The 13,796-nt window shown below is 62.8% G+C and carries 7 protein-coding genes; 2 read left to right on the top strand and 5 right to left on the bottom strand.

The window, feature by feature from the left end:
* Window positions 1–8: 8 nt before the first annotated feature.
* Window positions 9–1,577, top strand: a complete 1,569-nt coding sequence (locus V7660_RS02475) for a mechanosensitive ion channel family protein (protein WP_335601541.1) — start codon at window positions 9–11, stop codon at window positions 1,575–1,577.
* 9 nt (window positions 1,578–1,586) lie between these two features.
* On the opposite strand, the gene mtgA is transcribed toward V7660_RS02475, so the two are convergent.
* The 3 genes from mtgA to V7660_RS02460 are packed head-to-tail and all read right to left on the bottom strand — an operon-like array spanning window position 1,587 to window position 4,399.
* On the bottom strand, window positions 1,587–2,624 hold the full coding sequence (gene mtgA, locus V7660_RS02470; RefSeq protein WP_335601540.1) for a monofunctional biosynthetic peptidoglycan transglycosylase: 1,038 nt from the start codon (window positions 2,622–2,624) through the stop codon (window positions 1,587–1,589).
* Window positions 2,609–3,721: a tRNA epoxyqueuosine(34) reductase QueG gene (gene queG, locus V7660_RS02465; protein WP_335601539.1), complete on the bottom strand. Its 1,113-nt coding sequence runs from the start codon at window positions 3,719–3,721 to the stop codon at window positions 2,609–2,611. Before queG ends, mtgA begins: the two co-directional genes overlap by 16 nt.
* Before the next feature lie 3 nt (window positions 3,722–3,724).
* Entirely contained in the window at window positions 3,725–4,399 is a 675-nt protein-coding gene (locus V7660_RS02460) for a glutathione S-transferase family protein (RefSeq protein ID WP_335601538.1), read from the bottom strand.
* Between the two features lie 124 nt (window positions 4,400–4,523).
* Between V7660_RS02460 and V7660_RS02455 the strand changes: the two genes are divergently transcribed.
* The gene (locus tag V7660_RS02455) at window positions 4,524–7,247 is read left to right on the top strand and encodes a M1 family metallopeptidase (protein WP_335601537.1); all 2,724 of its coding nucleotides are present in this window, start codon (window positions 4,524–4,526) and stop codon (window positions 7,245–7,247) included.
* A 291-nt stretch (window positions 7,248–7,538) separates the two neighbouring features.
* Here the strand turns inward: V7660_RS02455 and V7660_RS02450 are convergent, their stop codons facing one another.
* Together V7660_RS02450 and V7660_RS02445 are read right to left on the bottom strand one after the other, a co-directional pair.
* Window positions 7,539–12,266, bottom strand: coding sequence for an NAD-glutamate dehydrogenase (locus V7660_RS02450; RefSeq protein ID WP_335601536.1), 4,728 nt, complete (start codon window positions 12,264–12,266; stop codon window positions 7,539–7,541).
* Between the two features lie 361 nt (window positions 12,267–12,627).
* Entirely contained in the window at window positions 12,628–13,755 is a 1,128-nt protein-coding gene (locus V7660_RS02445; protein WP_335601535.1) for an AI-2E family transporter, read from the bottom strand.
* Window positions 13,756–13,796: the final 41 nt, after the last annotated feature.

Below are 13,796 nucleotides of genomic sequence, written 5' to 3'. Positions count from 1 at the left end.
GATAGCGCTTGGCGGAAGACAACGTCACCTACCAGAAATGCATCACCGGCGGTGATGGGGAAACCTATTGCCGCGCGGTCGATGCGACGGAAGCCACTGGACAGGGAACTCAGCCTGCTGAGGAACTGCTTCCGCCGGTGGAAGACATCGTCAATCCGCTGCTCAAATGGCTGGAGCCGGCCAGGCCGTTCCTCGACGATCCGGCGGGCTGGCTCCACACCAAGGCGCAACAGCCTGAATTTCTCTACCCCATCCTGATCCAGCTGGGCTGCATCATCCTGGCGCTCGCGCTGGGCGCCCTGCTCACCCCGCCCTTCAAGCGCCTCATCACCGTCACGCTGCGCCGCTTTGTGGAGCCGCCTCGCCGCGAAGGGCTGGACGTCTTGCAAAAGGCGGTGCGACCGGCGCTCTGGTCCATTCTGCTGGCGGTGGCGGTCTCGCTGCTCAGTTCGATCGACCACCCGCTGATCCTTGTCCGGACGGCCCTGTCGCTGGCCATTGCCTGGCTGGCGATCCGGGTGACGATGACCTTCCTGCCGGAAGAGCTGCGCGGCCTCGCCTCCTTCCTGACATGGACGTTTGCCATCTTCTTCGCGCTCGGCGTGCTGCCCGACGTCATAGGTTGGCTGTCAAGCATTGGTCCGTCCTTCGGCACAAGGCGGATCAGTCCGGTCTTCATCTTCCAGGCCATCCTGACCGCCGCTGTCCTGCTGTTCATCGCCAACCGCGCGGCCAAATCGATGAAGCGGCGGGTCAACCATATTCCCAAAGTCGAGCCCTCGATCCGCATCCTGATCGGCAATGCCATCCAGATCGTTTTCATTGTTGCGGCCGCCCTGCTCACCCTCGCAGGCCTCGGCATTCCGCTCGGCGCGCTGACGGTGATCTCCGGTGCCATTGGCCTCGGCTTTGCCTTTGGTATGCAGAAAGTGGTCTCGAACTTTGTCTCCGGCATCGTCCTGCTCTCGGAGCGCTCGATCAAGCCGCAGGACGTGATCGAAGTCGGCGAGACGTTTGGCGTCGTGGAATCCCTCGGCCTGCGCTACACGTCGATCACGACGCAGGAAGGCAAGGAATTCCTGATCCCGAACGAAAAGCTGATGACCGATACGGTGATCAATTGGAGCTTTTCCAACAAGCGCGTGCGCATCCACAAGGAGCTGCGCATCGACTACACGTCCGACCTCGAAGAGGCGATTGCCATCGTCATCGCCGCCGCCAAGGCGACCGAGCGCGTGATCAGCTGGCCCCAGCCGGTCTGTCTCGTGAAGGATTTCACCGATGAGTGCATCGTGCTGGAAATGCGCTTCTGGATCATCGACCCGGAAAACGGCACGGCCAATGTCGGCTCCAACATTCTGCGCGAAGTCTGGAAACGCTTCACCGAGAATGGCATGTCCGTGCCGCTGCGCCGCAAGGAGCTGTTCATCGAACCGGACTCCGCGCTCAAGGTCGAGATTTCCCGGCCGAAGCGCACGCCCGATCCGGCCCCCGCACCGGAACCGGAGGAAAATGAGCCGGAACCGGACAGTGTGAAACAGGATGAAACAAAAGCGCGGCCGCCGGAAGCCGATTAAGACGGCGCGCTACTCGGGGGAGTCCTCACTGGCCGGGTCTTCAACCGACTCCAGAGACCGCGGACGCAGATCGGTCGGCCCGCCATCCTGCGCTTCCGACTGGCTTGCTGCGGCTTCAGGCTCTTCCTCAATCGGCTCAGGCGCCTCAGCGGCATCGCCAAAACGTTCCTGCGCGCCTTCCAGGAAGGCATCGAACTCATCGTCTTCCGGAGCCACTTCGGGCTCAACGGTTTCCGGCTCGATCGCTTCCGGCCCGGTCTCCGGTTCAGGCGGCAGGTCCGGCAAGGGTTCTGGTTGTGGCGCGGGCTGGCCCTGTTGCGGCTGCGGGCGTGCCGGCGGCAGCGTATCGCCCAGCACACAGGCCGCGAGGCCCTGGCTGTGCACAACCCGCATCCGCGCCTGCAGCGTCCCGGCGCGTTTGTTGACATACGGCCCCGGAGGGTCGACGCGCCATTTGTTCGGGCTCGGCAGCACGGCAGCCAGCAACGCCGCCTCGTGCTCGGTCAGGTCTGCGGCGGACTTGCCGAACCGCGCCTGCGCGGCGGCCTCGGCGCCGAACAGGCCGTCGCCCCATTCAGCGACGTTCAGATAGGCTTCCATGACCCGGGCCTTGCCCCAGAATTTGTCGATGAAGACGCCCATCCACATATCGCCCAGCTTGCGCGGCACGCCGCCGCCATTCCAGAGGAAAACATTCTTGGCGGTCTGCTGCGTGATCGTGGAGGCGCCGCGCGTGCGCTTGCCCTGACGGCGTTCATCCAGCGCCTTTTCGATGGCGGCCGTGTCGATGCCATTATGCTCACAGAAGCGGGAATCCTCAGCCGCGATAACGGCGCGCACGAGGTGAGGCGAAATCTCGGACAAGGGCACCGCATCGCGCCGCACCGTCTCGCCGCCCACTGCCCGCTGCACCATCAGCACCGTGCCCGGAATGGGCAACCAGATCAGCGCCAGCGCATAGAGGTGAAACGCCACGAACAGGCCCGCAAGAATGCGCACCGTCCAGTTCAGGAAGGTCAGGAACCCGCTCATCACTCTGTCATCCATTCCGCCAGAACGCCCGGATCCGTTTCCGGCTCCATCCGGAGGGCCTTTTCCGTCGCAAATCGGGCACGATCAAGGCGGGCCAGCGCCCAGATGGCAGACCCGCGCACCACCGTCGCCGGATCGTCCAACAGCGGCAGCAGGCTAGCGACTAGAGCCCCCTCCCCCGAATTGCCAATGGCGATACAGACATTGCGCACGAACCGGTCCCGCCCGATCCGTTTGATGGGCGAGCCGGAGAAGACTTCGCGGAACGTCGCATCCTCCAGCGCGGCGAGTTCATCCAGACCCGGCGCCTTCAGCTCGGCGCGCGCATGGAAGGCCCCCTCGCTCGCGGCTTCGGCAAACTTGTTCCACGGACAGATGGCGAGGCAATCATCACAGCCATAGATGCGATTGCCCATCGCCGCGCGAAACTCTGCCGGGATTGGCCCTGAATGCTCGATGGTGAGATAGGAAATGCAGCGCCGCGCATCGAGCTGGTAGGGCGCGGGAAACGCATGGGTCGGGCAGATGTCCTGACAGGCCCGGCACGAGCCGCAATGATCCGTTTCCGGTTCATCGGGCTCCAGCTCTGCCGCGGTCAGCATCACACCCAGGAAAAACCATGAGCCGAGTTCCCGGCTGACCAGATTGGTATGCTTGCCCTGCCAGCCGAGCCCGGCCCTTTCCGCCAGCGGCTTTTCCATCAGCGGCGCGGTATCGACAAAGACTTTCACCTCCGCGCCGGATTCAGCCACGAATTCCCGGGCGAGCTGTTTCAACCGCTTCTTCAGCGTGTCGTGATAGTCCCGCCCCCGTGCGTAAACAGAGATGTTGCCAAGCGTCTTCTGTTCCAGCGTCTGGAGCGGGTCATGGTCCGGGCCGTAATTGAGCGCAACGACGACGGCGGATTTCGCATCCGGCCACATCGCGGTCGGCGCCTTGCGCCGCTCCAGCGTCGTCTCCATCCAGTCCATGCTGCCATGATGGCCAGCCTCGACAAAGGCTTCGAGCCGCTCGCCCGCCGCCCACGCCTCGTCCGCCCGCGCAATCGCCACGCCGTCAAAGCCAAGCGACCGGGCGAGGTGCTTGACGCGGATGTGGAGGGGATCGGGCAAGGTCTAGAAATCCAAATCAGTATAATGGGCCACGGGCCGTACCGCCTGCAACCGATCGGCCAGCAAGGGCCGGAAGCTCGGACGCGACTTGATCCGGGCATACCAGTCTTTCAGCTCGGGCACGGCATTCCATTCGACATCGCCGAAATAGTCATAGGCCGACAAGTGCGCCGCTGCAGCGAGGTCTGCCAGCGTCAGGTCGCGGCAGGCGAGATAGCCGTTCAGTTCCAGCATGCCATTCAGGAAGGTCAGCCGGCCGCGCAGCGCATGGGCGCCCCGGCGCAGGCGCGCGGAATCCGGAAGCCGGTCGCGGCGCACCCATTGCATCACGCGTTCAGTCAGCAGCGTGTCAGTGACTTCTTCGCAGGCTGCCTCGACCCAGGCCCACAGGCGGCGGACTTCGGCGCGCGCCGCCGGATCTTCCGGCAACAGGGCGCGGCCGCTGGAGGTTTCTTCGAGATATTCGCAGATGGCACGCGTACCGCAGGCAAACATACGCGGCTCGCTATCGAGTTCCACCAGAGCGGGTGCCACGGCCCCGTGCGCAAGGCGCGGCACATCCGGATGCGCAGACCAGGGCGGCGATTCCAATGTCTCAAACCCCTCGCCCTTCTCACCGAGAACGAGACGCACCAGCCGTCCGGCCGGATCAAGAGGCCAATGGTAGAGCCGTTTCATGTCTTCAACTTCTCATGGCATCACTGAAAAGGTTGTTAAATTCAGCTGCATTAGGACGCTTTTGCTGGGGCGTGTCCTATGTTTTTTACGATCAGACTGTTGCCACCGTTACAGGATCAAATTCATGCACCCTTCCCGGTTTCGCGCTGCCCTGGCAGGCGCGGTTTCTCTCCTTGTGCTTAACGCCTGCGGAAATGCGGCCTCCCAGTCCGGCGCGGACCTCGTCTCCGAACCCCAGCCGGTAGAAATAGAGGTGCCCCCGGCAGGCCAGTTGCCGACCGATGTGACCCCACTTGCCTACCGGCTGGACCTGAAGACCGATCCGGATGCCGAAGGCTTCTCCGGCACCGTGGCGATCGACGTGTCGCTGGCCGCACCACATACGCGCATCTGGCTGCATTCGGTGGAGCAGGACATTCTCGGCGCCAAGGCCGTGCTGGACAATGGCACGGAAATCCCGGCCACCTTCACCAGCAATCAGGCGCCGGGCGGCGTCGCCCGGCTCGATTTCAACTCGCCGGTCCCGGCCGGCACGGCGACGCTCGAAATCAGCTACACCGCGCCCTACAATCTGGGCCTCGCCGGGCTCTACAAGGCGGTCCAGTCCGACACCGACTATCTCGCCACCCAGATGGAGCCGATTGATGCGCGCCGCATGGTGCCCTCTTTCGACGAGCCGCGCTTCAAGACGCCGTGGAGCGTCACCGTCACCGCGCCGGACGGCATGCAGGTCGTTGCCAATGGTGCAGAGATCAGCGCCGAGCCCGCCGAGGATGGCTGGACCCGGCATGTCTTTGCCGAAACACGCCCGATCCAGTCCTATCTGGTGGCGCTCGCGGTTGGCCCTTACGAGACGCGGCCCGCCCCGGCCATTCCGGCCAATACCCTGCGCGCGGCGCCCGTGCCCCTGCGCGGTTTCTCGGCGCGCGGCAAGAAAGAGCAACTCAGCGAGTCGCTCGATATCACCGACGAGATGCTGCTCTGGCAGGAAGCCTATTTCGACTATCCGTACCCTTATGGAAAACTCGACCTGATCGCCGCGCCGGAATTTGCCTATGGCGCGATGGAGAATGCCGGCGCGATCATCTATCGCGAAGCCGCCCTCCTGATGAATGAGCAGACCAGCCTGTCGCGCCGCCGCGGCATCCTGACCACACACGCCCACGAACTGGGCCATCAATGGTTCGGCAATCTCGTCACGCCGAAATGGTGGAACGACATCTGGCTGAACGAGGCCTTCGCGACCTGGATCAGCTACAAGACGATGGACGGTGTCGACCCGGACGGCGAATGGAGTCTCAGCCCGATCCTGGCCGGGCTCAGCGCGATGGGCGCCGACAGTCTTCAATCGGCGCGCCAGATCCGCAATCCAATCAATGCCAATGGTGACATTCTCGACGCGTTCGACTCCATCACCTATCGCAAGGGCGGCAGTGTGCTGAACATGTTCGAGACCTATCTCGGCGAAGAGGCGTTCCGCGAAGGCATTCGCCTGCACATGCGCCGCTTCGAGGACAGCGTCGCCGATGCGGACGATTTCATGCAGAGCCTCGCTGACGGCTCTGGCCAGCCGGACGTGGTGGACGCCTTCACCAGCTATATCAGCCAGCCCGGCATTCCATCGCTGGATGTGGCCGTGTCCTGTCCTGCCCCGGATGCGGGCCTGATCACGATCACCCAGCAACGCTACTCGCCGCTTGGCTCCGACATTGAAGCGGACACGCAAGTCTGGAACGTGCCCTTCGCTGCCCGTCTCAACGGGCCGGTAGGCGACCGCACGATCCGCCAGATGCTGACCGAGCCGGTCACCGAGATCCCGCTTGATGGCGATTGCCCGGACTGGGTGATGCCTAATGCGGGCGGCACGGGCTATTGGCGCTTCAACACCAATTCGAAAAACCTTTCCGGCCTCATCTCCGGCTTTGACAGCCTGTCGGCTGGCGAACAGATCATGTTTGCCGACGCGCTGATCTCCGGCTTCCGCGCGGGCCGGATCAGCACCGATGACCTCCTGAAGGGATTGGCCGCAACGACCGACAGCCACCCCCGGGCCGTCTCCGAAGGCTTCGCCATTCTCCCGACGCTCGACCGGATGCTGGACACATCGGAAACAGCGCACCTGCACGCCTGGGTCCAGCGCACCTATGGACCGCTGGCGGAGTATCTGGAATCCCGTCCGGCGACCGCGCTAAGCCAGCAGGAAATGCTGCTGCGCGACAAGCTCTATGGCCTGCTGCTGGAATATGGCGAGCGTCCGGCAGAGCGCCGCGCACTCTTGGCGCGCGCCCGGCAATATATCGGTCTGGCCGGCGAGCCGGATGCGATGGCCATCGCGCCGGAAGACCTGGCCACGGCCATGAAGGTCGGTGTCGAAGATGGCGGACAGGCTTTCTATGAGGCGGCAAAAACCTATCTCGCGACCACCACCAACCAGAATGAGCGCTCCACCATCCTCCGCACGCTGGCCAATCGCGGCGACGCCAAAATCGTGACGGATCTGATGCACACCGTGCTCAAGGGCGACTATTCGACCGATGAGGTCTACGCAGTCGTCGCCAGCGGCATGGCGAATGTCGAGGCGCAGGACACGGCCTGGAAGGAGCTTACGGCGAATTTCGAAACCGTGATCAACCGGCTGCCGGAAATCCGCAAGCCGCAGATCGCGGGCGTCACGGGCTATTTCTGTAGCGTGCGCAAAGCGACCGAGGCCGAAGCCTTCCTCGAAGAACAGGCGTATTTGATTCCCGGCTATGAGCGCTCACTGGCCCAGGGCATCGAAACCGCCACGCTTTGCAGTGCCCTGCGCGCCCAGAAAGCGTTGGATGTGAAGAATTTCTTCCAACAGTAAATGCCTGCAAAGGCCCGGAATACGGGTCTTTACACCAATCGAATTCATCTGAGACGCTGAGCCTGTACCTTGTCCGGGTCGCTTCTTTCTCACATGGGAAGCGGCGGTCCGGCCGGGACGGCGCTCACGTTCCGGCCAGCGGATGGGAGGCGGCCCGCTGCGCAGGGGCATGACCTTTCCCACTGCAATGCCATTTCCCGTCCCTGCCGGAGGCGTCGCCTCCCATCCGCAAGGACCTCAAGACACGCAAAACCGGAAGGGCTGGGCCCTGTCCGGCCAGTTGCGCAGGGATCAGTGCCGCATGAACTGGCGCAGGGCGTCGGCCGCCAGCGCAAACCGCGCAAAGGCCCAATTGCGGTCCTTGCCCAGCGTGTGCAACTCGGCCAGCAGGGCCTTGCGCGCCTCGTTGCGCTCCGACAGCCAGGCCTCTACTCCGTCTCCGGCAAGCGCCTTCTGGGTGGCATCGGCCTGCATCCGCACAAGTTCGTTCAGCAGGCGCCGGCCTGCGACCCGGTCCCAATAGTCTGCATGCAGCAGATTGTCCCGCGCCATCGCGCGCAGGCGGTCGATGCGCAGCTGGTCGCCAATCGTGTAGAACGCCTTGCCTGCCTCCTCCACACTGCCCCCGGTCTTGCCGGCAAGGTCCACCACCAGCAGGCCTTGCGCGAAATACCCCATTGCAGCAGCCCAGCGGGAGATTTCCTCTGGTGCGCTACGCTTCATCAGGCTGCGGGCCTCCCGTTCGATGCGCGCTGCCGGGAAGGGCGAATGAATACTCGCCAGGATGATCTTGAACTCATTGAGCGGCGCTTCGGTATGCTGCACGGCGTCCCCGACATGCAGGTCCGGATGCGTCTCGATGAACCAGAGCGCGGCATCGACCATGGCGCTGGCAGCATGCAGGCGCAGATCGGTCTGCACATCCGCTGGCACCACATTGTCGAGCTGGTCGACCTCGCGCTGGAAGCCGTCGAAATTCAGCACGGCGCGGGCCGCTTCAAGGCCGCGTGTCACCTGCGCATTGTCGCCGCCGGTCACCTCGCGCAAGCGCAGCAGGGCCACCGGCCCGGCCATGTCCAGCACGCGGTTGGCAATTATGGTGGCGATGATCTCCCGCTTCAGGCGATGGTTCGACATCGCCTTGGAATAGGTGTTGATCGGGCTCGGGAAATAATTGATCAGCAAATCGTTGAAATACGGATCGTCCGGAATGTCCGAGGCGACGATGTCGTCGAACAGGGTGATCTTGGACCAGGCCAGCAGCACGGCCAGTTCCGGCCGCGTCAGCGGCTGTCCGCGTTCGGCGCGCACCTTCATCTCGCCGGTTTCCGGCAGGGTCTCCAGCGCCCGGTTCAGCACGCCCCGGTCTTCGAGATATTCCATCAGGCGCTCAAGCGCGTCATGGTCTTCCTTCGCCTTGGCTTCGGCCAGCGTCAGCGCAAAGGTTTGCGTGTAATTGTGGCGCAGGACGAGGGCGGCCACTTCATCGGTCATGTCGGCGAGCAGGTCATTGCGCCTGGCCGGGTCGAGGTCTCCCTCGCGGATCGCCTCGGCGGCCAGGATCTTGATGTTCACTTCGTGGTCTGAGGAATCGACGCCAGCGGAATTGTCGATGGCATCGGTGTTGATGCGGCCGCCGCGCAGGGCAAACTCGATACGCCCGGCCTGGGTGACGCCGAGATTGGCCCCTTCCCCGATGACCTTCACCTTCAGCTCGTCCGCATCGACCCGGATCGCATCATTCGCGCGGTCGCCCGCGGCGGCCTGGGTCTCATGGGCTGCCTTCACATAAGTGCCGATGCCGCCGAACCAGAGCAGGTCGGCTTCGGCCTTCAGCAGGGCATGGAGCAATTCGTCCGGCGTGACCGCATCTCTGGAGAGGCCGGTGAGCGCCTTTATCTCGTCGGTCAGCGTGATCGACTTGGCCGAGCGCTCGAAGATGCCGCCGCCCTTCGACAGGATGCCCTTGTTGTAATCGGCCCAGCTTGATTGCGGCTTGTCGAACAGGCGTTGGCGTTCAGACAGATTCTTGGCGGCATCCTGCGGGTTCGGATCAATGAAGATGTGCAGATGGTTGAACGCCGCGACCAGACGGATTTCCGGCGACAGCAACATGCCATTGCCGAACACGTCGCCGCTCATGTCGCCGACGCCGATCACCGTGAACGGCTCTGTCTGGATGTTCTTGCCCAGTTCGCGGAAGTGGCGCTTGACCGCCTCCCAGCCGCCACGCGCCGTGATGCCCATCTTCTTGTGGTCATAGCCAGCCGATCCGCCAGAGGCGAAAGCATCGCCGAGCCAGTGGCCCATCTCTTCGCTGATGGCATTGGCCGTGTCGGAGAAGGTCGCCGTGCCCTTGTCGGCCGCGACCACGAGATAGGGGTCCTCGCCATCCCAGATGATCGTGTCGGCAGGATGGACCACCTCCCCTTCCACGAGATTGTCGGTAATGCCGAGCAGCGCGCGGATGAATTCCTTGTAGGCATCCCGGCCAGCTTCGAACCAGGCATTGCGGTCGCTGCGGTCCGGCAGCTGTTTTGGCAGGAACCCGCCCTTGGAGCCAACCGGCACGATGACCGCATTCTTGACCTGCTGCGCCTTCACGAGCCCCAGCACTTCGGTGCGATAGTCGGACGCCCGGTCCGACCAGCGCAGGCCGCCACGCGCAACTGCGCCGAACCTGAGATGCACGCCTTCGACGCGCGGGCTGGACATGTAGATTTCGCGGAAGGGTTTCGGTTCCGGCAGGTCTTCCAGCTCGCGGCTGGCAATCTTGAGGCTGACAAAGCTGTAGGGCTCGCCATCGCCATTGGTCTGGTAGAAATTGGTCCGCTGCACGGCGAGGATCAGGTCCGCAAGGCGGCGCAGTACCTGGTCGTCGGCCAGGGCCGAGACATCGCGCAAGGCTGCCTCGATGTCGGCGCGCACCTTCTCCGCCTCATGCTCGCGCTCGGCCAGAGACATGTCACGGGCCGGGTCGAGGCGGATGGCGAACAATTCCAGCAATTGGCGCGCAATCGCCGGATAGGAGGACAGCGCGGTCTCCTGGACATATTGCGGCTGGTCCATGCCGCTCTGGCGGCGATAGCCGGCCAACGCGCGGATCAGGGCCGCGTCGCGCCAGCTTGCATCGGCGCTGAGCACCAGCTTGTTGAAGCCGTCATTCTCGGCGCGCCCGCTCCAGACCGCCACAAAGGCGTCTTCCAAGGCTGTCCGGATGGTATCGAGATCAATCGCGGTGTCGCCCGAGACGCACATGACCACGTCATGGACCCAATAGGTCTCCGGCGCGTCCTCAGCAGGCTTTTCGGTCGGCCGGACCGGATAGCCGGTCTCGAAATCGACGAAGAATCCCATCTGCTCGAAGATGGGCACACAGGCCGATAGCGGGATGGAGCCATTGCGCGAATAGATCTTCACGCGGATTTTGTCGCCGCCGTCGCCATTCAGCCGGTAGGCCCGTGTCAGGATCGGATGGGTCGCAGACAGATCAGCCATCGCCGCCACATCGCGCATCGCCTCATCCGGGCCGAAGGCTTCGCGATAAGCCGCGTTGAACGCGCCGATGAAGGAGCGCGCATTTTCCTGATGGGCCCGCTCCAGGTCGGACTGGACCAGCGCGGAGCGGAAGCCCTGTTCCCAGGTGCGGGTAATCTGGACAATGCGCTGTTCGAGCGCAGCAAGGTCCGGCAACGAATGGCCCTGGTCCAGCCAGATCTCGAAATGGACCCGGACCAGCGTCTCGGAGTCGAAATATGGCCGGAAGCGGGTCACGCGGCCCTTGTAGGCCGTGACCAGTTCCTGCGTGATGCGCTGGCGCATCGCCGTGTCATAGGCCTCGCGCGGCACATAGACGATGGCGGTGACAAACCGGTCGAACTGGTCCTGCCGCACGAACAGACGTGTGCGCGGCCGGCCAATCAGGTGCAGCGCGCCGACGATGATCGGGTGCAGGATCTTGGACGAGGTCTGGAACAGCTCGTCGCGTGGCCAGGTCTCCAGCAAATTCGTCAGCGCTTTTTCGGTATGCCCGCCGGGGGTCGCGCCGGAGGCTTCAAGGATGGCCGCGATACGGCGGCGAATCAGCGGGATGGAGCGGGCCGTCTCATCATAGGCTTCGGCCGTGAACAGGCCGAGAAAGCGCACTTCGCCATTCACGCGGCCTTGGGCGTCATATTTCTTCACGCCGACATAGTCGCAGGCGACCCGGCGGTGCACGAGGCTCACCAGCGTCGATTTGGCGACGAGGATCGGATACGGCTCGGACAAATGCGCGCCGATTTCGGGAGTCAGGACCAGGGGCTCGGCTTCAGGCGAGAGCACGTTGAGTTCCTCATCGCGCAGGACGCCCAGATTGGAGCCCTCCACCATGATCGGCTCTTCGGGCAGCACATGCCCGTCCGCATCCGTCTCGAATTCATATTCACGGCAGCCCAGGAACACGAAATGCTCGCGGGAAAGCCATTTCAGGAAGGCAACAGCCTCGTCGCGGTCCATGTCCTTCAGATGGGTCACGCCCTTCAGGCGGTCGATCTCCTGCTGCATGCGGGCGCGCATGGGCTCGAAGTCTGCGACAGCAACAGCATTGTGCGCGAGCGCCTGACGCACCCCGGCCTTCAACCGGACGGCCTCTTCATGTGTCAGAATAGGTAGGTGAACCTGAATGACCGACACGCTGCGGCCATCCTGCAGCTTGATGATCGGGTGGAACAGCGCCGCCACCTCGAATCCCTGTGCGCCGCATTCGCCGAGCACAGAATCCACGAGGAACGGCATGTCGGGGCTGACAGTTTCAAGGATGGTGCGGGACAGGGAGTTGCCCTCTTCCCCCTCGACATCCAGAAGGATACGGACGTCCTGGTCGCCCGCCGCGACAGTCTCTGCCCAGCTCCAGTGTCGGCGCGCGAGGAATTTTAAGTCCCCATCGGTCAATCCGGTGAGGTCTTCGTGCCCTGATTCCCGTTGAATCTGGTCAAAAACCTGCTCCATCGGCTCTGGAGAAGCAGAATTTACTGTCATGTGAGTGTCTCGCGAAAGAACTTAACGATGTTCCCATCTAGACCGCGTGGCAGGTGGGCACAACTCATAGCGGCAAATGAACTGCCGCGGGGTCATGATACATCTGTGAAGAACGCGCCAGGCCCAAAAAAAGTGGGGGTCCGATAAAAGCGGACCCGCCGAACGGGGACGTGTCCGGCGGGCCCTACAGGCCGATTCCGCAGGCTGGGTGGGGGGACGCACGCGGAGGGCCTGATCTCGTTAAATTTGCAAGCGCCATGCCGATTACAAGGGCGCGTCAGCAGCACTTACATTACCAATAATTGAGTATGGGGTCTGAACCGGATTCGCAATTATTAACTTTCCTCACACTTGGCATAATTTATCGATTTTCACCATAGGCAGGCTCAGTGGCTTGTGCATCTTCTGAGGTCGAATTCGCACATTTTCCCTGTGGATTTCCATCCGCCGACAAGAGGATGGCGATCCATCTCGTGCTGCTGGATTGCGCGAAGAAAATCATCATCAACACAGTCAATGGCGCCGACAGGAACATGCCGGGGATGCCCCAGATCGCGCCCCATATGGCCAATGACAGCAGCACGATGAGGGCCGACAGGTTGAGGGATTCCCCCATCATGCGCGGCTGGATGAAATTACCAATCGAGAACTGCCAGAAGCTGACCGCCACGAACACGATGGCGGCATAAATGTAATTGTCCTGCGGCGGCGCACCCGGAATCCATGTCGGCAACTCAGGCTGCACAATGGCGAACAGCGGCGGCACCAGCGCCGCAACAATCGACCCCACAGTCGGGATGTAATTGAGCACAAATATCAAGGCTGACAGGAACAGCGCATTTTTTACCCCCAGAGCGAGGAGGGAAAAATAGGTGAGCACCGTGATCAGGGCCGAGATCACGGTCTGCGTCCACAAATAGGTTTCAATGCTGCGCCGTGCCTCGTCCCCGATCTCGCGCACCTGCGCGCGCCGCTCGAAACTGGGAAAGATATTGTCTAGTTTCCGGGTCCAGCTGGACTGCGCGAGGAACAGGAAAGCGACATAAATCAGGATCAGCACGAGGTCGCCCGACAGGTCTCCGGTCTCATTGGCAATGGTGGCAAAGAAGCGCTGACCGGTCTCGTTGAACAGGAGTTCCTGCAGCGTCGGCGCGCCCGACATGTGCAGCAGCGTGTACCCCTCCGAGATCATGTCATTGATCCGCGTTTCATACTCGCCCGCGTCGCGTCCGAACTCGGCGATGCCATTGGCCAGCAGGGCCATGAACCCGAAAAACCCGCCCAGAACGATCAGGACGGCGAAAATCCGCGCATGCCCGATTTTGAGCGTGCGCGACCAATTGTCGATCATCGTGGCAAACCCCTCGATGACCAGGAACAGGAAAACCGCCAGCGCGAAGGGCGCGAGAATGCTCCGGCCAAAATGCAGGAAGGTCAGGATGACCCCGGTAGCGATGATCCAGATACCTGTCTTCGTCGCGCGATCCATGATCTTTCCCCGGCCTGACTTCCGGCACGGTGCTGAGAGCC

The sequence above is a fragment of the Hyphomonas sp. genome (assembly GCF_036964145.1).
GTDB lineage: Bacteria > Pseudomonadota > Alphaproteobacteria > Caulobacterales > Hyphomonadaceae > Hyphomonas.
Note: the sequence above shows the minus strand (reverse complement) of the source record. Positions and strands in the feature narration are given on the sequence as shown.